General features: G+C 43.5%; 22 protein-coding genes and 5 tRNA genes. 20 read left to right on the top strand and 7 right to left on the bottom strand.

Going from position 1 to position 24,390, the window contains the following annotated elements; genetic code table 11:
• Nucleotides 1-36: 36 nt before the first annotated feature.
• The 18 genes from CJD30_RS02115 to fusA all read left to right on the top strand — a co-directional run bounded on the left by CJD30_RS02115 (nucleotide 37) and on the right by fusA (nucleotide 17,213).
• Nucleotides 37-113: transfer RNA gene (locus tag CJD30_RS02115), tRNA-Thr, on the top strand.
• 55 nt (nucleotides 114-168) lie between these two features.
• Nucleotides 169-254: transfer RNA gene (locus tag CJD30_RS02110), tRNA-Tyr, on the top strand.
• Nucleotides 255-257: 3 nt separating this feature from the next.
• Nucleotides 258-334, top strand: a tRNA-Gly gene (locus CJD30_RS02105).
• Nucleotides 335-434: 100 nt separating this feature from the next.
• Nucleotides 435-509, top strand: a tRNA-Thr gene (locus CJD30_RS02100).
• Nucleotides 510-605: 96 nt separating this feature from the next.
• Nucleotides 606-1,805: an elongation factor Tu gene (gene tuf / locus CJD30_RS02095; RefSeq protein WP_294915826.1), complete on the top strand. Its 1,200-nt coding sequence runs from the start codon at nucleotides 606-608 to the stop codon at nucleotides 1,803-1,805.
• Between the two features lie 38 nt (nucleotides 1,806-1,843).
• Nucleotides 1,844-1,996, top strand: a complete 153-nt coding sequence (rpmG, locus tag CJD30_RS02090) for a 50S ribosomal protein L33 (protein ID WP_015654572.1) — start codon at nucleotides 1,844-1,846, stop codon at nucleotides 1,994-1,996.
• A gap of 23 nt (nucleotides 1,997-2,019) precedes the next feature.
• Nucleotides 2,020-2,095, top strand: a tRNA-Trp gene (locus CJD30_RS02085).
• 65 nt (nucleotides 2,096-2,160) lie between these two features.
• Nucleotides 2,161-2,346 carry a preprotein translocase subunit SecE gene (gene secE / locus CJD30_RS02080; protein ID WP_294915824.1) on the top strand — a complete coding sequence of 62 codons (186 nt, stop codon included), beginning with the start codon at nucleotides 2,161-2,163 and terminating at the stop codon, nucleotides 2,344-2,346.
• A gap of 9 nt (nucleotides 2,347-2,355) precedes the next feature.
• Nucleotides 2,356-2,886: a transcription termination/antitermination protein NusG gene (gene nusG, locus CJD30_RS02075; RefSeq protein WP_294915822.1), complete on the top strand. Its 531-nt coding sequence runs from the start codon at nucleotides 2,356-2,358 to the stop codon at nucleotides 2,884-2,886.
• Nucleotides 2,887-2,907: 21 nt separating this feature from the next.
• Nucleotides 2,908-3,333 carry a 50S ribosomal protein L11 gene (gene rplK, locus CJD30_RS02070; RefSeq protein ID WP_294915821.1) on the top strand — a complete coding sequence of 142 codons (426 nt, stop codon included), beginning with the start codon at nucleotides 2,908-2,910 and terminating at the stop codon, nucleotides 3,331-3,333.
• 65 nt (nucleotides 3,334-3,398) lie between these two features.
• Nucleotides 3,399-4,094, top strand: coding sequence for a 50S ribosomal protein L1 (gene rplA, locus CJD30_RS02065; RefSeq protein WP_294915820.1), 696 nt, complete (start codon nucleotides 3,399-3,401; stop codon nucleotides 4,092-4,094).
• A 121-nt stretch (nucleotides 4,095-4,215) separates the two neighbouring features.
• The gene (gene rplJ, locus CJD30_RS02060) at nucleotides 4,216-4,701 is read left to right on the top strand and encodes a 50S ribosomal protein L10 (RefSeq protein WP_294915818.1); all 486 of its coding nucleotides are present in this window, start codon (nucleotides 4,216-4,218) and stop codon (nucleotides 4,699-4,701) included.
• Between the two features lie 67 nt (nucleotides 4,702-4,768).
• Nucleotides 4,769-5,137 carry a 50S ribosomal protein L7/L12 gene (gene rplL, locus CJD30_RS02055; RefSeq protein WP_294915817.1) on the top strand — a complete coding sequence of 123 codons (369 nt, stop codon included), beginning with the start codon at nucleotides 4,769-4,771 and terminating at the stop codon, nucleotides 5,135-5,137.
• A gap of 168 nt (nucleotides 5,138-5,305) precedes the next feature.
• The gene (gene rpoB, locus CJD30_RS02050; protein ID WP_294915815.1) at nucleotides 5,306-9,451 is read left to right on the top strand and encodes a DNA-directed RNA polymerase subunit beta; all 4,146 of its coding nucleotides are present in this window, start codon (nucleotides 5,306-5,308) and stop codon (nucleotides 9,449-9,451) included.
• Nucleotides 9,444-13,952 carry a DNA-directed RNA polymerase subunit beta' gene (gene rpoC, locus CJD30_RS02045; protein ID WP_294915813.1) on the top strand — a complete coding sequence of 1,503 codons (4,509 nt, stop codon included), beginning with the start codon at nucleotides 9,444-9,446 and terminating at the stop codon, nucleotides 13,950-13,952. The genes rpoB and rpoC overlap by 8 nt, the downstream gene beginning before the upstream one ends.
• 177 nt (nucleotides 13,953-14,129) lie before the next feature.
• A complete protein-coding gene (rpsL, locus tag CJD30_RS02040; protein ID WP_013461125.1) occupies nucleotides 14,130-14,510 on the top strand; it encodes a 30S ribosomal protein S12 in 381 nt (126 codons plus the stop codon).
• A gap of 73 nt (nucleotides 14,511-14,583) precedes the next feature.
• Nucleotides 14,584-15,051 (top strand): 30S ribosomal protein S7, encoded by a 468-nt coding sequence (gene rpsG / locus CJD30_RS02035; RefSeq protein ID WP_294915811.1) that lies wholly within the window; start codon nucleotides 14,584-14,586, stop codon nucleotides 15,049-15,051.
• Nucleotides 15,052-15,128: 77 nt separating this feature from the next.
• Nucleotides 15,129-17,213 carry an elongation factor G gene (gene fusA, locus CJD30_RS02030; RefSeq protein WP_294915809.1) on the top strand — a complete coding sequence of 695 codons (2,085 nt, stop codon included), beginning with the start codon at nucleotides 15,129-15,131 and terminating at the stop codon, nucleotides 17,211-17,213.
• A gap of 36 nt (nucleotides 17,214-17,249) precedes the next feature.
• Here the strand turns inward: fusA and CJD30_RS02025 are convergent, their stop codons facing one another.
• The 4 genes from CJD30_RS02025 to prfB all read right to left on the bottom strand — a co-directional run bounded on the left by CJD30_RS02025 (nucleotide 17,250) and on the right by prfB (nucleotide 20,361).
• Nucleotides 17,250-17,846 carry a superoxide dismutase gene (locus CJD30_RS02025; RefSeq protein WP_294915807.1) on the bottom strand — a complete coding sequence of 199 codons (597 nt, stop codon included), beginning with the start codon at nucleotides 17,844-17,846 and terminating at the stop codon, nucleotides 17,250-17,252.
• Nucleotides 17,847-17,920: 74 nt separating this feature from the next.
• Nucleotides 17,921-18,556, bottom strand: a complete 636-nt coding sequence (locus tag CJD30_RS02020) for a fumarylacetoacetate hydrolase family protein (protein WP_366722929.1) — start codon at nucleotides 18,554-18,556, stop codon at nucleotides 17,921-17,923.
• On the bottom strand, nucleotides 18,510-19,265 hold the full coding sequence (locus CJD30_RS02015) for an arginyltransferase (RefSeq protein WP_294915805.1): 756 nt from the start codon (nucleotides 19,263-19,265) through the stop codon (nucleotides 18,510-18,512). The genes CJD30_RS02020 and CJD30_RS02015 overlap by 47 nt, the downstream gene beginning before the upstream one ends.
• Complete coding sequence (gene prfB / locus CJD30_RS02010) at nucleotides 19,252-20,361, bottom strand: peptide chain release factor 2 (protein WP_294915803.1); 1,110 nt, start codon at nucleotides 20,359-20,361, stop codon at nucleotides 19,252-19,254. Before prfB ends, CJD30_RS02015 begins: the two co-directional genes overlap by 14 nt.
• Before the next feature lie 60 nt (nucleotides 20,362-20,421).
• Here prfB and panC point away from each other — a divergent pair, with 60 nt between their 5' ends.
• Nucleotides 20,422-21,243 (top strand): pantoate--beta-alanine ligase, encoded by an 822-nt coding sequence (gene panC / locus CJD30_RS02005; protein WP_294915801.1) that lies wholly within the window; start codon nucleotides 20,422-20,424, stop codon nucleotides 21,241-21,243.
• 1 nt (nucleotide 21,244) lies between these two features.
• The gene (locus CJD30_RS02000; RefSeq protein ID WP_294915799.1) at nucleotides 21,245-21,772 is read left to right on the top strand and encodes a hypothetical protein; all 528 of its coding nucleotides are present in this window, start codon (nucleotides 21,245-21,247) and stop codon (nucleotides 21,770-21,772) included.
• On the opposite strand, the gene CJD30_RS01995 is transcribed toward CJD30_RS02000, so the two are convergent.
• The 3 genes from CJD30_RS01995 to flgC are packed head-to-tail and all read right to left on the bottom strand — an operon-like array spanning nucleotide 21,756 to nucleotide 24,380.
• Nucleotides 21,756-23,561: a penicillin-binding protein 2 gene (locus CJD30_RS01995; RefSeq protein WP_294915797.1), complete on the bottom strand. Its 1,806-nt coding sequence runs from the start codon at nucleotides 23,559-23,561 to the stop codon at nucleotides 21,756-21,758. The two genes, CJD30_RS02000 and CJD30_RS01995, sit on opposite strands and share 17 nt — an antisense overlap.
• Nucleotides 23,562-23,575: 14 nt before the next feature.
• The gene (gene fliE / locus CJD30_RS01990; RefSeq protein ID WP_294915795.1) at nucleotides 23,576-23,878 is read right to left on the bottom strand and encodes a flagellar hook-basal body complex protein FliE; all 303 of its coding nucleotides are present in this window, start codon (nucleotides 23,876-23,878) and stop codon (nucleotides 23,576-23,578) included.
• A gap of 7 nt (nucleotides 23,879-23,885) precedes the next feature.
• The gene (flgC, locus tag CJD30_RS01985) at nucleotides 23,886-24,380 is read right to left on the bottom strand and encodes a flagellar basal body rod protein FlgC (RefSeq protein WP_294915793.1); all 495 of its coding nucleotides are present in this window, start codon (nucleotides 24,378-24,380) and stop codon (nucleotides 23,886-23,888) included.
• Nucleotides 24,381-24,390 lie beyond the last annotated feature (10 nt).

Below are 24,390 nucleotides of genomic sequence, written 5' to 3'. Positions count from 1 at the left end.
AAGAGTGTATATAATTTCGGCTCCATTTCACAAAATGCCGGCATAGCTCAGTTGGCTAGAGCAATTGATTTGTAATCAATAGGCCCGGGGTTCAAATCCTCGTGCCGGCACCATTGAATGAAAGCGGAACGCATTACATTTATCAGTGTTAGACCAGATTATGGCCGTGGTGAGATACTCAAGTGGCCAACGAGGGCAGACTGTAAATCTGCTGATTTTTATCTTCGAAGGTTCGAATCCTTCTCTCACCACCATCTGCGGGAATAGCTCAGTTGGCTAGAGCGTCAGCCTTCCAAGCTGAATGTCGCGAGTTCGAGTCTCGTTTCCCGCTCCACTGGGAGCTGAAGTACAATTCGCAATATTTACTTCATCAATTACCTTAAAACGTAAAATAGTTTTTAAGCTTCCAAAATACATATTTATCATTGTTTTATGCTCACGTGGCTCAGGGGTAGAGCACTTCCTTGGTAAGGAAGAGGTCGGCGGTTCAAATCCGCTCGTGAGCTCCAGTAATAATTTTGTAATTTTTTTGAAAGCTTGAAAGCTATTTCAGCTGTTTTTTGGTATAATTCCAAATTCATTTACACACATCGTCGGAGGACACTATGGCAAAAGAAAAGTTTACGCGTAATAAACCACACTGTAACATCGGTACAATCGGTCACGTTGACCACGGTAAAACTACATTGACAGCAGCAATTACAGCTGTTCTTGCAGTAACAAACGGTGCTGCAATGATGGATTACGATCAAATCGATAACGCTCCTGAAGAGCGCGAGCGCGGTATTACGATCGCTACTTCACACGTTGAGTACGAAACAGACAACCGTCACTATGCACACGTTGACTGTCCTGGGCATGCCGACTATGTTAAAAACATGATTACCGGTGCTGCACAAATGGACGGCGCTATCCTTGTTGTATCTGCAGCGGACGGCCCGATGCCACAAACTCGTGAGCACATCCTTCTTTCAAAACAAGTTGGTGTTCCATACATCGTTGTTTTCATGAACAAAGAAGATATGGTTGATGACGAAGAACTTCTTGAACTTGTTGAGATGGAAATTCGTGAACTTCTTGACACTTATGATTTCCCGGGTGACGATACTCCAATCGTAGCTGGTTCAGCTCTTCGTGCTCTTGAAGAAGCAAAAACTGGTACTCTTGGTGAGTGGTCAGCAAAAATTCAAAAATTGATGGCGGAAGTGGATCGTTACATTCCACAACCAATCCGCGAAACAGATAAAGATTTCTTGATGCCGGTAGAGGATGTTTTCTCTATCTCTGGTCGTGGTACTGTTGTTACTGGTCGTATCGAGCGTGGTACAATCAAAATCGGTGAAACTATCGAGATCGTTGGTATCCGTGATACACAAACAACAACCGTAACTGGTGTTGAAATGTTCCGTAAAGAAATGGAAATGGGTGAAGCGGGTGACAACTGTGGTCTTCTTCTCCGTGGTACGAAAAAAGAAGATGTTGAGCGCGGACAAGTTCTTTGTAAACCAAAATCAATCACTCCTCACACAAAATTTGAGGCAGAGATCTACGTATTGAGCAAAGATGAAGGTGGACGTCATACTCCATTCTTTAACGGTTACCGCCCACAATTCTACGTTCGTACAACAGACGTAACAGGTGCCATTACTTTGCAAGAAGGTACTGAAATGGTTATGCCAGGCGACAACGTTAAAATTGTTGCAGAATTGATCCATCCGATCGCGATGGAAGAGGGTACTCGCTTCGCTATCCGTGAAGGTGGACGTACTGTCGGCGCTGGGGTTGTTTCTAAAATCCTTGCATAATTTCCCCCAACCTACGGGTTGGATAAATAAGGTAAAACATGCGTGAAAATATCCATTTAGCGTGTGAGAAGTGTACTCGTCGTAACTATCACACCTCTAAAAACAAAAAAACTCATACTGAAAAATTTTCAGTACGTAAGTTTTGCAAATTCTGCCGTGAGCACACTGTTCACAAAGAAGCAAAACTGTAAGTTTTTCCCTTCGGGGATTTTATACGTCAGTAGCTCCAATGGTAGAGCGCCGGATTCCAAATCCGACGGCTGGGGGTTCGAGTCCCTCCTGGCGTGCCACTTCATTTTTGACTAATGGTGCTTTAGAGCCTTATTCGTCGGAAATGTCCTGAGGATACTAAAAAATGAAAAACAAATTGTCTCAAACCATACACAATGCGAAAATGGAACTTGCAAAAGTCATTTTCCCGACAAAGCCGCAAGTCAAACAAGCATTTATCGCTGTTGTAGCGGTTGTTACTTTTGTCGTATTGTTTTTGGCGTTAGTTGATCTTATCATGTCTTCAACCGTTTCGGCAATTTTGAAATAAGGAAAAAAGATGGCACATCGTTGGTACTCTATTCAAACGTATGCTGGTAGCGAGCGAAGCGTTAAAGCAGCTATCGAAAACATTATTGCTGAAAACAATCTTCAAGAAGTCATTACTGAAGTAATCGTCCCTACGGAAGATGTCATCGAAGTAAAAAACGGCAAAAAGAAAATCAGTGAGCGTTCACTCTATTCTGGGTACGTGTTTGCAAATATGGATCTTTCTATCGATTTGCAGCATCGTATCCAATCCTTGCCGCGTGTCGCAGGATTTATCGGAGAGTCTAATAAACCTACTCCGCTCAGCGATAACGATATTGCAGTTATTTTGGATCGTGTGACGAATCGTTCAGCTCCGAAACCAAAAGTATTCTTTGACAACGGTGAAATGGTTCGTATCGTTGATGGTCCGTTTGCAAACTTTACCGGTACGGTGGATGAGTACGATTTGGAACACGGCACGCTAAAGCTCAATGTTTCTATCTTCGGACGTAGTACTCCGGTTGATATTTCGTATACTCAAGTCGAAAAAATTATTTAATCTTAAAAAAAGGAAGCACAAATGGCAAAGAAAATTACTGGCTACATCAAGTTGCAAATTCAAGCCGGCGCCGCTAACCCGGCACCACCGGTAGGTCCTGCACTTGGTCAACGTGGTGTTAACATCATGGAATTCTGTAAAGCGTTTAACGAGCGAACAAAAGATAAGGCTGGGTTCAAACTCCCAACTGTTATTACTGTATATGCTGATAAAACGTTTTCATTTATCACAAAACAACCTGCAAATACCGCATTAATTATGAATAAAATCGGTATCAAAAAAGGTTCTGATAATCCGATGAAGAACAAAGTGGCGAAAATCACTAAAGCTCAAATCATGGAAATTGTTAAGCAAAAAATGCAAGACATGAATACACAAGATGAAGAAGCTGCTGCACGTACTATTGCTGGTTCAGCTCGCTCAATGGGGATCGACGTCGTCGATTGATTTCTATGCTCTTCGACCGCAAAGAGTCTAATCACTGCGGCAGATTCTAAAATTGGAGAATTCAAATGGCTGGAAAACGCTATAAACAACTAAGTGAAAAAATTGATATGACCAAAAGCTATTCAGTAGCTGATGCGTCTGTATTTGTAAAAGAATTAAAATCTGCAAAATTTGACGAAACTGTTGAAATCGCACTAAACCTTGGTGTTGATCCACGTCACGCAGACCAAATGATCCGTGGTGCCGTCGTGCTTCCTCACGGTACAGGTAAAGTGGTTCGTGTTGCTGTATTTGCTAAAGGTGCAAAAGTTGACGAAGCTAAAAATGCTGGTGCTGACATTGTCGGTGCAGAAGATTTAGTAGACCAAATCAAATCAGGAAATATCAACTTCGACATCGTTGTTGCTGCTCCAGATTGTATGGGTCTTGTTGGTCAAGTAGGTCGTATCCTCGGACCAAAAGGGATGATGCCTAACCCTAAAACCGGAACCGTAACTGCTGATATCGCAAAAGCGGTTAGCAATGTTAAAGGCGGACAAGTAAATTTCCGTGTTGACAAAAAAGGTAATATCCACGCTGGTATCGGTAAAGTTAGCTTTGATTCAGATAAAATTGCCGAAAATATCAAAGCATTTGTTGGTGCTATCAACCGTGCGAAACCATCGACTGCAAAAGGTCGCTACATCAAAAATGCTGCATTGTCATTGACAATGAGTCCAGCAATCAAGTTCGAAACACAAGAACTTTTGGATATCCGTTAATCAGCGGATATCAGGCACTATGTGCCTGACTTTATCTTATGGACTGAAGACAGTAGGGGGCTAAGGCCTTAATCAGAAAACTCTGCCCCGCTTGAAGTTGTATGTCTGGAAAGGAGAAACAATGAATAAAGCACAAAAATCTGAGATCGTTAATGCTCTTACCGAAGAGTTTAAATCGTCTTCAGCAGTTATTATGTGTGATTACCGTGGTTTAGCCGTGTCAGAATTGGAAGAACTACGTAAAATCGCACGTGCGAAAGATGCAAAAGTGCAAGTTGTAAAAAATACACTTGCGACTATCGCTTTGAATAATGCGCAAATGAGCGGTATCGAAATTAAAGATACTAATATTTTCGTATGGGGTTCAGACGCGATCGCTGCATCTAAGGCTGCAGTTGATTTTGCAAAAGCGAATGATAAATTTATCATCCGTACTGCATACATCGACGGCGAAGCAGCAGACGAAAATAAAGTTCGTGCATTCGCTACCCTTCCGGGACGCGAAGAGTTGCTTGGAATGCTCGCATCTGTATGGATGGGACCAGTTCGCAACTTCACTATCGGACTCGATGCGCTTAAACGCAAAAAAGAAGAAGAAGCGGCGTGATTGCTGCTTCACAATACCGCTGATAGAAATGTCGGCATAAAAAATAAAATACCAATAGGAGAATACTATGGCTGTAACTAAAGAAGATGTTCTTGAGTTTATCTCAAACTTGTCTGTTCTTGAGCTTTCTGAGCTTGTAAAAGAATTCGAAGAAAAATTTGGCGTATCTGCTCAACCGGTTGCGGTTGCTGGCGCTGCTGTTGTTGCTGAAGCTGCAGAAGAAAAAACTGAGTTCGACGTTATCTTGAAAGACGGTGGTGATAAAAAAATCAACGTTATTAAAGTAGTTCGTGCTATGACAGGTCTTGGTCTTAAAGAGGCTAAAGATGCGGTTGAAGGTGCACCTACAACTCTTAAAGAAGGTATCTCTAAACAAGATGCTGAAGCAGCGAAAAAAGAGCTTGAAGAAGCTGGCGCTGTCGTCGAAATCAAATAATCATTTTGATACCGGAGGCTTAGGCCTCCACCTCCCACAGGGCACTTTACGAAGCGGGTTTTTTACTCTTTCGTAAAGTGCCCATACGTCGTTATAGACTCAAGGACGCTTGAGTTATAGACTTTGCACTTATCCCTATGGGATCAAAAACTTCGATTGAGGTAGCCTATGTTAAACACTCTTCACTCCGGAAACCGCTTACGCGTAGATTTCGCGAAAACTCCCCAACAAATTGAAGTACCGAATTTATTGCAACTTCAACAAAGTTCGTATGAATCATTTTTGATGCTTGATCAAAAAGATCGTTCTAAAAGCGGTATTGAGCGCGTATTCCAGTCGGTTTTTCCGATTCATGATTCACAAAATCGTCTCTCTCTTGAGTATCTTGGGTCCGAAGTAGGACGCCCAAAATATACCGTACGCGAATGTATGGAACGTGGTCTTACGTACTCTGTTTCTTTGCGTATGAAAACGCGTCTTATGATCTGGGATCGTGATGAAAACACCAAAGAAAAAACCGGTGTTAAAGATATTAAAGAACAAACTATTTTTATCCGTGACATCCCTTTGATGACCGATCGTACATCGTTCGTTATCAACGGTGTTGAACGTGTTGTTGTTAATCAGCTTCACCGCTCACCGGGGGTAATCTTCAAAGAAGAAGAATCTACCACAGCCGGAAGCAAAATGATCTTCACCGGTCAAATCATTCCGGATCGCGGTTCGTGGCTCTATTTTGAATACGATCCAAAAGACATTCTTTATATGCGTATCAATAAACGCCGTAAAGTGCCGGTTACCATTATGTTCCGTGCTCTTGGATACAGCAAGCAAGACATTTTGAAAATGTTCTATCCGTTGCAAAAAATCCGTACAGAAGACAACCGCTATTTGATGGATTTTGATCCTGAGCAATTTGCAGGACGTCTCGGATACGATTTGATCGACAAAGACGGAAAGCTTCTTGTTGCGGCAGGAAAACGTCTATCGGCTAAAAAAGCGGAAAAATTGATTGCTGATGGTGTGAGCGCTATCCAGTATCCGATTGAAACATTGATCGAACGTCATTTGGCTGAGCCGATTATCGACGCTGAAAGCGGCGAAGTTATGTTTGATACAATGACACAATTGGATGAGACTAAGCTCAAAAAGATGATTGAAGCGGGTGTCAAAGAGTTTGTTATTGCAAATGACCTTGCAGAAGGGCATGACAGTGCGATTATCAATGCATTCATCGCAGATGCGGATTCATTAAAATTACTCAAACAAACTGAAACAATCGAAGATGAAAACGATCTTGCAGCCATCCGTATTTATAAAGTTATGCGTCCTGGTGAACCTGTAACGAAAGAAGCGGCAAAAGTATTTGTTAATCAGCTTTTCTTCGATCCAGAGCGTTATGATTTGACACGTGTCGGTCGTATGAAAATGAACCATAAATTGGGTCTTAACGTACCGGAATATGTGACTGTTTTGACCAATGAAGATATCATCAACACCGTTAAATACGTTGTAAAAGTTAAAAACGGTCAAGGACATATTGATGACCGTGACCACCTTGGTAACCGTCGTATCCGATCTATCGGTGAATTGCTTGGAAATGAGCTTCACAACGGTTTGATCAAAATGCAAAAAGCGATCAAAGATAAACTCTCAACGATGAGCGGACCGACAACTGAATTGATGCCGCATGACTTGATCAACTCAAAAATGATCACTTCAACGATTATGGAGTTCTTCAGCGGCGGGCAATTGTCACAATTTATGGACCAAACAAATCCGTTGTCGGAAGTTACCCATAAACGTCGTCTATCAGCACTCGGAGAAGGCGGTCTTGTTAAAGAGCGTGCCGGATTTGAAGTGCGTGACGTTCACCCGACTCACTATGGTCGTATCTGTCCGATTGAGACTCCAGAGGGCCAAAACATCGGTTTGATCAATACATTGGCTACCTATTCAAAAGTGAATGAGCATGGATTTATCGAAGCTCCGTACAACGTTGTAAAAGATGGTGTGGTAACAAAAGAAGTTGTTTATTTGACAGCGACCCAAGAAGAGGGAAAAATCATCGCTGCGGCATCAAGTCGTGTGGATGAAAACGGTAACTTCTTGGATGATTTAGTAGAGATTCGTCAAGACGGTGAGATTATTCTTAAATCACCAAAAGAGTGTGAGCTTCGCGATTTGACTCCTCACATGGTAGTCGGTGTTGCTGCGAGCTTGATTCCGTTCTTGGAACACGATGATGCGAACCGTGCGTTGATGGGATCGAACATGCAACGTCAAGCTGTACCATTGTTGCGTCCTGAGGCGCCGATGGTCGGAACCGGTGTTGAAAAATTGGTTGCACGTGATTCATGGGAGTGTGTTAAAGCTGAGCGCAGCGGTATCGTTGAGAAAGTTGATGCAAAACACATTTACGTGATGGGTGAAGATGAAGACGGAACATTTATCGATTATTATCCGTTGCAAAAAAATCTTCGTACCAACCAAAATACGACGTTCTTGCAAAAACCGATCGTAAAACAAGGTCAAGCAGTTACCAAAGGGCAAATCATCGCTGATGGTCCAAACATGGATAAAGGTGAGTTGGCACTGGGTATTAATGCTCTTGTCGCGTTCATGCCGTGGAACGGATACAACTTCGAGGATGCGATCGTCATGTCTGAGCGTATGATCCGCGAAGATGCGTTCACTTCTGTACATATTTATGAAAAAGAAGCAGAAGCACGCGAACTCAAACACGGTGTTGAAGAGATTACTCGTGACATTCCGAATGTTCGCGACGATGAGTTGGCGCACTTGGACGAAAGCGGTATCGTTAAAATCGGCACCTATGTCAAGGGTGGAATGATCCTTGTTGGTAAAGTTTCACCAAAAGGTGAAGTTAAACCGACTCCGGAAGAGCGTTTGCTTCGTGCAATTTTCGGTGAAAAAGCGGGTCACGTTGTTAATAAATCACTCTACTGTACGCCAAGTATGGAAGGTGTTGTTGTCGACGTTAAAGTATTCACCAAAAAAGGGTACGACAAAGATCCGCGTACGCTAGAGCTTGAAAAACAAGAGCGTGATGAATTAGAGCGCGAACATTATGATCGTTTGTTGATGATCGACAAAGAAGAGATGCTCCGTATTGTTTCATTGTTGACAAAACATCCGTTGTTGAGCGATGTCAGCATCAACGGCAACGATTACAAAGCAGGCGAAAACGTTAAAGCTGAAGACCTTAAAGAGGTTAATCGTTTTGCAATGAATAACGTCGTAAAAGCATTCAGCGACGATATTCAAGAGAAATATAACCAAACAAAAAATCATTTCCAAAAAGAGAAGAAAAAATTCCGTGACGAACACGAAGAGAAACTCTCAATCTTGGAAAAAGATGACATCCTTCCAAACGGTGTTGTTAAATTCGTAAAAGTATACATCGCGACAAAACGTAAGCTTAAAGTCGGGGATAAAATGGCGGGACGTCACGGGAACAAAGGTATCGTTTCTACGATCGTTCCACAAGTTGACATGCCGTACATGGCAAACGGACGCTCAGTCGACGTTTGTTTGAACCCACTCGGGGTTCCATCACGTATGAACATCGGGCAAATCCTTGAGATGCACCTTGGTATGGTAGGAAAAGAGCTTGGCCTTCAATTGCAAGACATTTTTGAGGCGAAACAACAAGAGTTTATTGGAGAGCTTCGTGAAAAAATGATCTCTTTTGCAGATGTTGCGGGCCTTATGGATGCGAAAAAAGCATTGAGTGAAATGGATGATGCAACTCTTCTTGGCTATGCGCAAGATTGGGCAAAAGGGGTTAAATTCGCGACACCTATTTTCGAAGGGGTAACTGAATCAGAATTTGCTAAATTGTTCGAATTGGCAAAACTTGATACTGATGGTAAAATGGAACTTTACGACGGTAAAACCGGCGATAAAATGAAAGAACGTGTCAACGTCGGATACATGTATATGCTCAAACTCCATCACTTGGTAGATGAGAAAGTGCATGCACGTTCAACTGGACCATACTCACTTGTAACACAACAACCGGTCGGTGGTAAAGCACTCTTTGGTGGACAACGTTTCGGGGAAATGGAAGTATGGGCTCTTGAAGCATACGGTGCTTCTGCAGTACTTAAAGAGATGTTGACAATTAAATCGGATGACGTTGATGGACGTGTTCGTGCATATAAAGCGATTACGAAAGGTGAAAGCGTACCGGCATCTGGTATCCCTGAAACTCTATTCGTATTGACTAAAGAGCTCCAATCATTGGCGCTTGATATTGAGATTTTTGACGAGGTGGATGACAATGAGTAAATTAGTACCGGTTTCCGTTACGGAAGAGAATCGTCCTACAGACATTAAACAGATTCAATTTCGCTTGGCAAGTCCAGAGAGAATCCTCTCATGGAGCCATGGTGAAGTAAAAAAACCAGAAACTATCAACTACCGTACCCTTAAACCGGAACGTGACGGATTGTTTTGTGCCAAAATTTTCGGTCCGGTTCGTGATTACGAATGTTTGTGCGGAAAATACAAAAAAATGCGCTACAAAGGTGTCGTGTGCGAAAAATGTGGTGTTGAAGTTACTTCTGCCAAAGTTCGCCGTACCCGTATGGGACACATCGACCTTGTTACTCCGGTAGCACATATCTGGTATGTCAGTTCACTCCCAAGCCGTATCGGTACATTGCTCGGCGTGAAAATGAAAGACCTTGAGCGCGTATTGTACTATGAAGCGTATATCGTAAAAAATGGTGGTGAAGCGTACTATGACGGTGAGCAAACATCTGCTGTTTTGAAATACGATGTATTGAATGAAGAACAATACCGTACCCTTGTACAACGTTACGGAGATAGCGGTTTCTCAGCAGAAATGGGTGGATCAGCGGTTCGTGATTTGTTGGATGAACTTGATTTGGTTGATTTGTTCTCTGCATTGAAAGAAGAGGTTCAAGCAACCAACTCTGAAGCAAAACGCAAAACGATCGTTAAACGTTTGAAAGTTATCGAGTCATTCTTGAATTCAGGGAACAATCCTGCATGGATGATGCTCACGGCATTGCCGGTTCTTCCTCCTGAACTTCGCCCGTTGGTAAGCCTTGATGGTGGAAAATTCGCAGTATCGGACGTTAATGATCTTTATCGCCGTGTTATCAACCGAAATCAACGTTTGAAGCGTTTGATCGAACTCGAAGCACCTGAAATTATCGTACGTAACGAAAAACGTATGTTGCAAGAAGCGGTTGATGCGTTGTTTGACAACGGCCGTCGTGCAAATGCCGTTAAAGGGGCAAATAAACGTCCGTTGAAATCTCTTTCAGAGATCATCAAAGGTAAACAAGGGCGTTTCCGTCAAAACCTTCTTGGTAAGCGTGTTGACTTCTCTGGACGTTCGGTTATCGTTGTTGGACCAAACCTTCAAATGGATCAGTGCGGATTGCCGAAACAAATGGCATTGGAGCTTTTCAAACCGCATTTGATCGCGAAACTAGAAGATAAAGGGTATGCGACCACCGTTAAAGCGGCGAAGAAAATGATCGAAGAGAAAACTAACGAAGTTTGGGAGTGTCTTGCGGAGATTGTTGAAGGGTATCCGGTTATGTTGAACCGTGCACCGACACTTCACAAACTCTCGATTCAAGCATTCCATCCAAAATTGATCGATGGTAAAGCGATTCAATTGCACCCGCTTGTTTGTGCGGCGTTCAATGCGGACTTCGACGGTGACCAAATGGCGGTTCACGTACCATTGAGTGCTGAAGCGATTGCAGAAGCGAAAGTATTGATGCTCTCATCTATGAACATCTTGCTTCCTGCATCGGGTAAAGCGATTGCAACACCATCACAAGATATGGTCTTGGGTCTTTATTACTTGACACTCGGCAAAAATGATGTGAAAGGATCGAACAAACTTTTCAGCAACGTTGATGAAATTATGATCGCATTGGAACACAATGCGCTTGATTTGCATGCGAAAGTACGTACCCGTGTTGATGGTCGTGTTATCCATACAACAGCTGGGCGCATGATCCTTCAATCGATTCTTCCGTCATTCGTTCCGGCAGAATTGTGGAACGTTGTAATGAAAAAGAAAAATATCTCTGCGTTGGTTGACTATGTTAACAAACACGGCGGTGTTGCGGTAACAGCAGGATTCTTGGACGATTTGAAAAACCTTGGTTTCAGATACGCAACAAAATCAGGGGTATCGATCTCGATCGCCGATATCATTATCCCTGAAGCAAAATCAGGATTGATCGCAACATCGAAAAACCGTGTTAAAGAGATCCAAAAACAATTCGAAGCGGGTCTTTTGACCGAGCAAGAACGTTATAATAAAATTATTGACGTCTGGACTGATACCAACAATACTGTTGCAGGCGGAATGATGGATTTGATCCAAAATGATAAAGACGGGTTTAACTCGATCTTTATGATGGCGGACTCTGGGGCACGGGGATCTGCGGCACAAATTCGTCAGCTAGCGGGTATGCGTGGTTTGATGGCGAAACCGGACGGATCGATCATTGAAACCCCGATTATTTCGAACTTTAAAGAGGGTCTAAACGTTCTTGAGTACTTTATTTCAACCCACGGTGCTCGTAAAGGTCTTGCGGATACTGCGTTGAAAACAGCGAATGCGGGGTATTTGACTCGTAAACTCGTCGACGTTGCACAAAACGTGAAAATCGTTGAGCATGACTGTGGTACCCATGAGGGGATCGAACTGACTGATATCTCTGTCGGTAATGAATTGATCGAGCCGCTTGAAGACCGTATCTACGGCCGTGTATTGGCAGAAGATGCGATCGATCCGATCACGAATGAGATCCTCTATTCTGAAGGAACATTGATCGATGAGATCAAAGCGTCAAAAATCATCGAAGCGGGTATCAAAGCAGTACAAATCCGGACTCCGACAACATGTAAGTCAGAAAACGGCGTATGTGCATTGTGTTACGGGCTTAACCTTGGTACTGGGGAAACCGTTAAACCGGGTGAAGCAGTCGGTATTATCGCTGCTCAGTCGATCGGGGAGCCGGGTACGCAGTTGACCCTTCGTACCTTCCACGTCGGGGGAACCGCGTCAAGTACTCGTGAAGAGCGTCAAGTCGTTGCAACCAAAGAAGGTTTTATCCGTTATTACAACATGAAAACCTACCTCTCCAAAGAGGGTAAACAAATCGTTGCAAACCGTCGTAATGCGGCAGTCTTGTTGGTGGAGCCGAAAATCAAAGCACCGTTTAACGGAGCTGTTGAAATTCAAACTATTCATGATGAAGTAATCGTAAGCGTTAAAGGCGATAGTCAAACGGTACGTTACACCCTTCGCAAAAATGAAGTGGCAAAACCGAACGAACTTGCAGGGGTTAGCGGTAAAATTGAAGGTAAATTCTACCTTCCGTATGAAAACGGAACCGTTGTAAAAGCTGATGAGTCGATTGTTGAGACGATCAAAGACGGATGGAACGTACCGAATCGTATTCCGTATGCGTCAGAAATCCAAGTCAAAGACGGTGCACCGATCACTCAAAAAATCCTTGCAAAAGAGAAAGGGGTTATCAAATATTACCTCCTCAAAGGGGATTATCTTGAGCGTCACCATGAAATTGCGAAAGGGTACAATGTTGAAGAGAAAGGTCTCTTCGCGGTTGTTGCCGATAGTGAAGATCGTGAAGCGATCCGTCACTATATCGCACGTGGTTCGGTGATCGAAATCAACGATAACGAAATGGTTAAAGCGGACAGCATTATCGCTAAACCGGCAAAAGAAGAGTCAATCGTCATTGCTGAATGGGATCCGTACTCAAATCCGATCATTTCTGAAACAGACGGGGTTATCACATTCGAAGATATTATTCCGGGTGTGACGGCATCTGAGCAGTTTGATGAATTGACCGGTAAAACCCGTTTGATGATCAACGAGTATGTTGCGCCAGAATTTAAACCGGCAATCGTCCTTGCGGCGAATGACGGCTCGGTGATCCGCTACGCGGTTGAACCGAAAACAGCGATTTTCGCCCAAGACCGTGCAGAAGTTAAAGTGGCTGATATTTTGGCAAGAACACCGAAAGCGCTTCAAAAATCGCGCGATATCACCGGGGGTCTTCCACGGGTTTCTGAGCTTTTCGAAGCACGTAAACCAAAAGAGATCGCTCTTATCGCAGAGCTTGATGGGGTTGTTAGCTTTGGTAAACCGTTACGTGGTAAAGAGCGTATTTTGATCACTTCGGACAACGGAATGGTTAAAGAGTATTTTGTTGATAAAAATCTTGTTGCGATGGTTCACCCTGGCGAGTTCGTTCACGCCGGCGAGCGTTTGACTGACGGTATTATCAGCTCACACGAGATCCTCCGTATCTTGGGTGTTAAAGCATTGTACAACTATCTTGTAAGTGAAGTACAACAAGTTTATCGCCGCCAAGGGGTTAATATTGCGGACAAACACATCGAAGTTATATTTACTCAGATGTTACGCCAAATTAAAATCCTCCGTTCTGGAGATACGAAATTCATCGAGGGTGATGTTGTTTCAAAAGCACAGTTCAAAATTGAGAACGAAAAAATCCTTCGTCTCGGTGGAGAGCCTGCGATTGCTGAGCCGTACCTAGTCGGTATTACCCGTGCAGCGGTTAGTGCAGACTCGATTATCTCGGCAGCATCGTTCCAAGATACCACTAAAGTCTTGACCGAAGCGGCTGTTTCAGCGAAAATCGATGACTTGACCGATCTTAAAGAGAATGTCATCATCGGTCGTACGATCCCAGTCGGTACCGGTATCTATAAAGATCTTAAAATGGTTTTCGGAGACTAAGGTCACCTTTTTCTCCCTTTCCCGCTTATGCGGGAAATTTCTATTTCCTTTCTCTCTTACAACTTCCTTAAAATAAGCTCAAATTAATCAAAAATTGGATACCATTGCGCGTTTATTAGTCCCCTTGTCATGAGCGGATTATATATTCTACTGGAACAATTCAACAAAGGAGATTGTGTGCCAACAATCAACCAACTTATTCGTAAAGAGCGACAAGCGGTAGTGAAAAAATCAAAATCACCTGCTTTGGTGTCATGCCCACAACGTCGTGGTGTATGTACTCGTGTATATACTACAACCCCTAAAAAACCGAACTCGGCGCTTCGTAAAGTTGCTAAAGTACGTTTGACTTCAGGGTTTGAAGTAATTAGTTATATCGGTGGGGAAGGTCACAACTTGCAAGAGCACTCTATCGTTCTTGTTCGTGGTGGTCGTGTAAAAGACTTACCAGGGGTTAAATACCATATCGTACGTGGTGCTCTTGATACTGCGGGTGTTAAAGACCGTAAAGTATCTCGTTCTAAATACGGAACGAAAAAAGCTAAGGCTAAAAAATAAGTATTTAGTCTAACAAGAATCGGTTGATGATGACCGTTTTTTGAGTAAATGAAACAACATTGAAGGAAACATTATGAGAAGAAGAAAAGCGCCCGTTCGCGAAATTATGCCTGACCCGGTTCATGGTTCAAAAGTTTTGACTAAGTTCATTAATAAAATCATGTGGGATGGTAAAAAAAGTACTGCTGAAAAAATCATGTACAGTGCATTGGATATCATGGGTTCACGTGGTGAAAAAACAGGTATCGAAATTTTCAATACTGCGATTGAGAACATCAAACCAGTTATCGAAGTAAAAAGCCGCCGTGTGGGTGGAGCGACCTACCAAGTTCCAGTAGAAGTTCGTCCTGTACGCCAACTTTCTCTTGCTATCCGCTGGTTGACCGATGCGGCACGCAAACGTAATGAGCGCACTATGGCAGAGCGTTTGGCAAATGAACTTTCAGATGCAGCAAACGACAAAGGTTCAGCGTTCAAAAAGAAAGAAGATACTTACAAAATGGCTGAAGCGAATAAAGCGTTCGCTCACTATCGCTGGTAAGATTTTCGTAATCTTTTGATAACCCACTCGGGTTATCATTTTTCATTCCACTATAAACTCTATTAAGGGCTATTAACATGGCAAGATCCCATAAACTTGAAGACGTAAGAAACATCGGTATCGCCGCACACATCGACGCGGGTAAAACGACAACAACTGAGCGTATCTTGTTCTACACCGGTGTATCACACAAAATCGGTGAAGTTCACGAAGGTGCTGCAACCATGGACTGGATGGAGCAAGAGCAAGAGCGCGGTATCACGATTACTTCTGCTGCGACCACTTGTGAATGGCGCAAAAAACAAATCAACATCATCGACACTCCGGGCCACGTTGACTTCACCATTGAAGTTGAGCGTTCTATGCGCGTACTTGACGGTGCTGTTGCAGTATTCTGTGCGGTAGGTGGGGTTCAACCACAATCTGAGACGGTATGGCGTCAAGCAAACCGTTACGGTGTACCACGTATGGTTTTCGTAAACAAAATGGACCGTATCGGTGCTGATTTCTATAACGTAGAAGATCAAATCCGTAACCGTTTAAAAGCAAATCCGGTACCTATCCAACTTCCAATCGGTGCAGAAGATCAATTTAAAGGGATCATCGATCTCGTTAAAATGAAAGCGATCCTTTGGGATGATGATGCTGCGATGGGATCTAACTATCGTGAAGAAGAAATCCCTGCTGATTTGATGGACAAAGCTGAAGAGTATCGTGCACGTATGATGGAAGCAGCAGCTGAGGGTGACGATTCATTGATGGAAAAATTCTTCGAAGAGGGTGACCTTACAAACGAAGAGATCATGCGCGGTATCAAAGCGGGTTGTTTGAAAATGGAAATCATCCCGATGACATGTGGAACTGCGTTCAAAAACAAAGGGGTACAAACTCTTCTTGATGCGGTTGTTGATTATCTTCCATCACCACTTGAAGTAGCACAAATCCGTGGTACAAAAGAAGATGATGAAGAAGTTGAAGTTATCGTTAACTCAACTGACGATGAGCCGTTTGCAGGTTTGGCATTCAAAATTATGACTGACCCATTCGTAGGACAATTGACATTCGTACGTATGTACCGTGGTGTTCTTGAATCTGGTTCATACGCTATCAATACTACCAAAGGTAAAAAAGAGCGTATCGGTCGTCTTTTGAAAATGCACGCTAACAAACGTGAAGAGATTAAAGCACTTTACGCAGGGGAAATCGGTGCAGTTGTCGGTCTTAAAGACACGACTACCGGAGATACCCTTTGTGATGAAAAAGATCGCGTAATCCTTGAGCGTATGCATTTCCCTGATCCGGTTATCTCGGTTGCGGTTGAGCCAAAAACCAAAGCGGACCAAGAAAAGATGGGTATTGCACTTGGAAAACTAGCTGCAGAAGATCCATCTTTCCGTGTTCATACTGACGAAGAAACTGGACAAACGATCATCTCTGGTATGGGTGAGCTTCACCTTGAGATCTTGGTTGACCGTATGTTCCGTGAATTTAAAGTTGAAGCGGAAGTTGGTGCACCGCAAGTTGCATACCGTGAAGCAATCCGCAACGAAGTTAACCAAGAATACAAATACGCGAAACAATCGGGTGGACGTGGACAATTCGGTCACATCTATATCCGTGTTAAGCCGGGTGAAGCAGGTACAGGTTTTACCTTCAAAAATGAGATCAAAGGTGGGGTTATTCCAAAAGAGTATATTCCAGCGGTTGAAAAAGGGTGTGCTGAAGCGATGCAAAAAGGTGTTCTCGCGGGTTATCCGATCGAAGATATCGAAGTTGCGTTGTATGATGGTTCATACCATGAGGTTGACTCATCTGAGATGGCATTTAAATTGGCTGCATCTATGGGATTCAAAGAAGCTGCACGTAAAGCTAACCCATGTATCCTTGAGCCGATGATGAAAGTTGAAGTTGAAGTTCCTGAAAACTTCATGGGTGACGTTATCGGTGACCTTAACCGTCGTCGTGGACAAGTTAACAACATGGGTGACCGTTCAGGGAACAAAATTGTTGATGCGTTCGTACCACTTTCTGAAATGTTTGGTTACTCAACTGACCTTCGTTCAGCAACACAAGGACGTGCAAGTTACTCTATGGAATTCGATCACTACGAAGAAGTTCCACGCAACGTTGCAGAAGAGATCATCAAAAAGCGTAACAGCTAAGAGATTTTCTCTCCTCTCGCCCCTCGGGGCACTTTTTTACTCTTCTAAATTTCTATTCGCAAATTCCCAGTTTAACAAACGATTGATCACGTTGTCGACATATTCTGCACGGACATTTTTATAATCCAGATAATAGGCATGTTCCCATACATCGATGCAAAGTAGTGGTGTCATGCCATGAACAATAGGGGTATCGGCATTCGATGTTTTATGGATAGCTAGTTTTCCTTCGACCACTGCAAGCCAAGCCCAGCCGCTACCGAATTGCCCTAAAGCCGCTTCTTTAAAGCGTTTCGCAAAATCATCATAACTACCGAAATCCTGATTGATCATCGCTGCAATTTTGCCGCTTGGAGCACCTCCCCCTGTTGGTGAAAGGGAGTGCCAGTAGAAGGTATGATTCCATACCTGTGCAGCATTGTTGAACAAACCGGTTTGTGCAGCATTGTTGAAGCTGGTTTTGATGATCTCCTCTAGCGAAGCATTCTCGAGATCAGTGTCTTTGATAAGGTTATTCGTATTGATGATGTACGTATTGTGATGCTTTCCGTAATGGTAGTCGAGGGTTTGAGAACTGATATAGGGTTCTAACGCATTTTTTGAAAAAGGGAGAAGCGGTAATTCAATAGCCATGGTAAACTCCTTTTTATATCTGTGGCTATTATAAAACAATCTACTCTTTTATAAGAATAAAATTTTCAGTTAGTTTATTGGGCACACCAACTGCATTCAAGCAATAGGTCTTGATTACTGTAAATACGACCGATAAAATGGTCATTTTCTCGGTACGTATTCACCCCTTTAGGGGTACCGCTCATGAGGATATCCCCATCTTCGAGACTCATAAAGCTTTTGATCTCTTCGAGCATTTCAAGCGGTTTGTAGATCATAAGCTCATATGAAGCTTCTTGGACAAGCGAACCGTTGATATGCAATGTCATCCGCAAGGATTCCAAAGGATATTCCAGTGGGATGAAATGGCTAAGGATAGCGGAGTGATCAAACCCTTTTGCCCGCTCCCATGGAAGCCCTTTGGATTTGAGGTGATTTTGCGAATCAGCTTTGGTGAGATCAAGTCCGAAACCTATGCCTTGGATTAATCCACCTATAATCAGAAAACAGATTTCACCCTCAAATCGGGTATCGGGTGTGATGAAATGCAAGGTATCCGAGATGGCAGAGTTAGGTTTATTAAACAGAACCATAGAAGCAGGAATTTCGTTGTTGAGTTCATGGATATGTTCAACATAATTGCGTCCGATACAGACTACTTTGGATGGGATAATAGGGTGAGAGTTAAATAAAACGGTTTTCAGGGAGTTCTCTCCAAATAGGGATTTCATCTTCTTCCGGTCTTCCTATGAGCTCAAGAGACGGAGAATAGGTACTTTTATAGGCCAAGCTTTGACACCCCTCAACGTAATAGCCTAAATAGATCCATTTAAGTCCTAGACGTTTTGCAAATTCGATTTGCTGTAGCAGGGTGTAGCGTCCTAATGAGAGATGGTTGTATTCTGGATCGTAGTAGCAATACAGAGCGCTGATCCCCTCTTCTAGAATATCAATCAAATCAACAGCGATGAGTTTTTCCTCTTCGAAATAAAGGACTTCAAACCCAAAATCGCCATGTCCTTGTACAAAAGAGGAGTAATAGTTTTTGGGATCGCTTTTGGGTGCGTCCCAAGAACGGGTGATGTGCTTATAGCGATGATAGTGATCGAAAAGGTCTAAATGCTCGCGTGTAAGTGTGGGTTGACGGATAAAGGTATTGAGATGGGAATTTTTACGAAGAATTCGACGCTCTGATTTACTGAACGTATAGCGTTCGACGTCAATTTTTAGACTTTCGCATTTGCGGCACTCTTGGCAGATGGGTCGAAAGTACATTGATCCAAAACGTCGCCAACCCCTAAGTATTAGAGCTTCACATTGATCTTTGGTACACTCTTGGATGACTTTGTAGTGGATACTCTGAGTGTTACCTTCAATGTAGGAGCACGGCTCATGAAGTGCGCACTCCTTGAGAATAATATTATGATTATTCGTCGTCATCTTTTCGGCTGAGGGCGATCAGTACCCCCTCGATCATCTCATCGATGTCTCCGTCAAGAATGTTGTTGATATTGGAATATGGAATTCCTGAACGGGTATCTTTGACTTGTTGATACGGAGCCAAAACGTAGGAACGGATTTGATGCCCCCATCCGTTTTCGCTTTTCTCAATACCGTCAACGGCCGCTTGTTTTTTCTCCATCTCCAACTCATAAAGGCGTGATTTGAGCATTTTGAATGCAGTTGCTTTGTTTTTATGTTGGCTTCTGTCATTTTGACATTGAACGACGATACCGGTCGGGATGTGGGTGATACGGATCGCCGATTCGGTTTTGTTAACGTGCTGTCCCCCTGCGCCCGATGCACGGTAGGTGTCAAGACGGATATCTTTGTCTTCGATCTCGATCTCGATATCATCATCGAGTTCCGGAGAGATCATAACCGAGGTAAAACTTGTATGGCGTTTCGCCGCAGAGTCGTACGGACTGATACGAACCAGTCGATGAATACCGTTTTCATTTTTGAGATAGCCGTATACGTTGATCCCTTTGATGATAAGCGCGGCATCTTTGATCCCCGCCTCTTCACCAGCTTGGTAGTCGAGCATTTCAACGGTAAAGTCGTGGCGTTCGGCCCACCGGGTATACATACGCAACAGCATCGATGCCCAATCTTGAGACTCGGTTCCCCCCGCACCCGGATGGATGGTGACAATAGCATTCAGAGCGTCGTGTTCGCCGCTGAGGAGCACTTCGATCTCCATCGATTTGACTTTGTTCTCGAGTTCCGGGGCATCGGCAAAAAGGCTTTCGATGGTTTCGTCATCCCCTTCTTCTTTTGCCATATCATAAAGATCGATGGCATCTCCGAGTGCGTTAAACGTTTTAGAATATTTTGCTAATCGACGTTCGAGCTGAGTTTTCTCTTTTTGAATGACTCCTGCTGTTGCAGCATCATTCCAAAAACCGTCGGAATTTTCAAGGGCTTCAATTTCGCTCAAACGAGCATTGATATCATCCGGGCGGACAACGCCGGTAACGTTTTGCATTTTTGTCGTGAGCGTTTTCAGTAATTCGGTATATTCGTAATGATCCATGTAATGGAATATCCTATTCGTATATTATAATTGCGATTATATTCTAAAGAGGCTAAAACGATGATTATCGCACGTTCCGCGCAAGAACTCGAAGATGCGCTAAAGACTAGACCAGGATCACGCGGGTTTGTTCCGACGATGGGGGCATTGCACATCGGGCATCGCACTTTGATCGATGCAGCACGGCGCGAGAATGAGTGTGTGGTAGTCTCCATCTTTGTCAATCCAACTCAGTTTTTGCCCGGAGAGGATTTGAGTAAATATCCCCGCCGCGAAGAAGCCGATTTTAAAATTTGTGAGTTAAGCGGTGTGGATATCCTCTTTTATCCTGATGTGAGTGCGATGTACACGGCAGATGAGATACGGATTACGGCACCTGATGTACGGGGTTTTATTTTAGAGGGGGCATCGCGTCCTGGACATTTTGACGGTGTATTGACGGTTGTGATGAAATTGCTCAATTTGGTTCACCCGACTCGTGCCTATTTCGGAAAAAAAGATGCGCAGCAGCTTGCATTGATTACCCAAATGGTGCATAACTTTTTTATGGATGTTGAAATTGTTCCGATGGATACCGTCCGAGAAAATGATGGCTTGGCGCTATCATCACGAAATGTCTATCTCAGCAGCGAGGAACGTCAAGAAGCCCTAAAACTCTCTGCCGCACTTAAACACGCAACCAAAATGGTGATGCAGGGGAATGTAAAAAGTTTCACGATTCAATCTGCTATGGAAGAGATTCTCGCTCCGTTGGATGTTGAATATGTCGCGATCGTCAATCGTGCTTTTCAATCCCTTAATGAGGTAGTGATTGGCGATACGATTGTTTTGGTAGCGGCACGGGTCGGAACGACCCGTTTGATCGATAACGTATGGATGTGAGATGAAGTTCTTCATTTCAATAGGGGTGATAGCATTTCTAATTGCCGGATGCACACCTAAAATGGGACAAGATATTATTGTTGAACCGCAGGGTACTTTTCGTTTGGAAAGCCCAAAAGCGGAAGCAATTATGGGCGTATTGGCGTTACTTGGATTATCAAACGATAAAGACCTGATTCATATCGGATCGGATTTGAGAATTATCAACAAGTGGCACAGTGATGTGAAAATTATCTCTTTGACGTATGCTCTTAGTGATGAAAAAGGGGTAATTACCGAAGGTGAAGCAAAGACCGATTTGAGTAAACCTCTTTTGGTCGCTTCAGGAAGTGAAAAGATATTACCGCTTGAATTTCGAATTGAGCTAAAGCGTCTTAATACAAATCGTCTGATCAGTATTTTGGAATCCAAACGAAAATTGATGGTCAAAGGGGAAGCTGTTCTGGAGGTATGGGGGATCCGTCATACCTATCCTTTTGAAAAAGAGGCGACGAAAGTAGTTCAAAAAGCGATTAAAGGCTATCTATAACCGGAGCTTCTTTGGCTGGAGCTGCGGCAGCGGCAGCGGCAGGATCAGGTCTTAGATATTTTTCTTCTACCATCAAATCGACAATCGCTTTGAAAACCGGAACCGCGGTGATTGATGCAAAATAGACCGTACGCGGATTGATCACGGTGATACCTATGGTATAGCTGTGTTTGCCGTCATTTGCAAAACCGATAAATGAAGTGTGGTAGCTGTTAACATAGCCTCCGTTTTTAGCGATATGTGCCGTTCCCGTTTTTCCACCTACTTCGAGTCCGGGAGTTTTTGCAATCGTACCTGTACCGACATTAACGGTTTTAATGAGGATTTGCTTCATCCGCTCAGCGGTTGCCGGCGATATAACTTGCGTTGGAGCTTGCACCTGCATCGGGATAGTACGCCCGTTATCATCATAAAGTGCTTCTACAACCATCGGATTAACCAGTCTTCCACCGTTATTGAAAACATTGAATGCTTTGACTAATTGCATCGGATTGGCTCGCATCCCATACCCGTAAGAGGTAATGGCTTTGTAAAGATAGTTGTTTAGTTGTGCGGAGCTTGGAATCGATCCCCGTTTTTCATAGGGCAAGTCAATTCCGCTGAAATGGGTAAAGCCAAATCGTTCGAGCCCTTCGGTAAACTCTTTTCCGTTGAGCTTTTGCCCCAGTTGGGCTATACCGATATTGGAAGAATAAACAAGAACGTCTTCGGCACTGATCATGCTAAAGGCGTGTTCATCCACAATCGTTTTTGTCCCCATGGTAAAGCGCCCGTTATGCCCGTTTACCATATCGTAAGGGTTGATCAACCCTCGATCGAGAAGAAGTGAGAAGATGATAGGCTTGATAACCGATCCGGGCTCATAGCTGTACTCGATGGCGTTGGTGTTGAGCGAGGGATAATCTTGGGTTCGAATATGATTGGGATCAAAGCGGTTTGAACTCGCCAGTGCGATGATCTTTCCGCTTTTTGAGTCCATGACGGTTGCAATAATCTCATCGGCTTGTAACTTCTCTTTATGTTTGTCGGTGATGATCTCAATACGTGATTGGAGCATAATGGGGATATTGAGTTTGATTGTAAGACCGTTGATTTGACGTTTAAAATCGCTTTGTTTGTTTAAAATCAAATAGCCGTTGACGTCGCGCAATGCTTTTTGGGTTTTATTCTGCTGAGGATTGAGCTCTTCGTCAAAGAATTTTTCCAACCCTTTAATCCCGTAAATTCGGGTATAGCCGTTTTCTTCCATTTTACGCGGATACCCTAAAAGGGGAGTTAGAAGATTATTGTAAGGATATTGGCGTGCTTCGCCGCTCTCTAAAATACTCAGCCCTTGTAAGATTCGCTCTCCGCCGGAAGTCTCATATTCCACAAATACACCGAGGCGGCGTAATTCAAACGCGAGTGTTTTAAGATACATCGCCTCTTTTGGACTGATGTGATAACTGAGTGTTACCGTACCCTTTCGGGTATTGAGACGTTCGCGTATCTCTGCGGAATCCATACCGCTGTAGATACTGAAAAGTTGGATAAAAAGTTCACGTTTGTCCGGATCGATGTTGCGGGTATTAACGACTGCTTTATAGAGTTTTTGCGTCGTGGCGATATGATAGCCGTCCGCACTGATGATGGATCCACGCTGCGCTTTGGAAGTGTCTTCCGAAAAAATAGACGGGAGATTTCGGTCATGTAAAGCGGTATAGAGCATGACCGCCAAAAAAATGACGAATCCGAACATGAGAACGAGAAAAAGGGCAAGTATTTTTTTTGATTTATTGGAATGACGCATATGGGAAGGCTAAATCACATTTGCGTTCGGGTAATTTCTTTGTAGGCATTGAGTGCCTTGTTTCGTACTTCAAGCATCAGTTTCATACTGATTTCGGCTTTATCGATAGCAATAGCGGCTTGATGTAAGTCTTTGACGCTGCCGGTTGCAATATCGCTCATCGCTTTTTCGCCGTCAACTTGCATTTGATTGACGTTGCCGAGAGCATTTTTGAGCTCTTGTGCGAAATCGGTACTGCTTACTTCCGTTGCATTGCCGCTTTTATTCGCGAGCAGATCCGCGGTGGAAAGAGCTTTGATCGAGTGAACGTTAGCCATTTACGGATTATCCTTGTAATATACTGATGGCGCTGCCAGCCATGTTTTTTGCACTTTCGAATGCGGCGACATTCGCCTGATACGATCGTGTTGCTTCGACTAAATCGGCCATTTCGACGACAGGATTAATATTTGGGTATGCAACATACCCTTTTGCATCCGCATCCGGGTGGGATGGGTCATATTTCATCTTCGGCGCACTGTCGTCACGGCTGATTTTATCAACGATAACACTCATGATAGCAGGATTTGGTTTTAAACCTGCTAATCCCTCTTTGAGCGGATCGCTATAACCCAGCTGAGAGGTCTCTTTTTCGAGTGCTCTGTTAAAGGCTTGGTTAAAATCTACCGCTTTAAAAATAACTTCTTGACGGCGATACGGCCCACCCTCATTGGTACGGGTGGTTTGTGCGTTTGCGATATTGGAACTGATCGCGTTAACCCGTACACGCTGAGCCGATAGACCATAACCGCTGATATCAAAGCTATTTAAAAATGCCATCGATTAATCC

Source organism: Sulfuricurvum sp. PD_MW2 (genome assembly GCF_002633015.1).
In the GTDB taxonomy this organism is placed as follows: Bacteria; Campylobacterota; Campylobacteria; order Campylobacterales; family Sulfurimonadaceae; genus Sulfuricurvum.
Note: the sequence above shows the minus strand (reverse complement) of the source record. Positions and strands in the feature narration are given on the sequence as shown.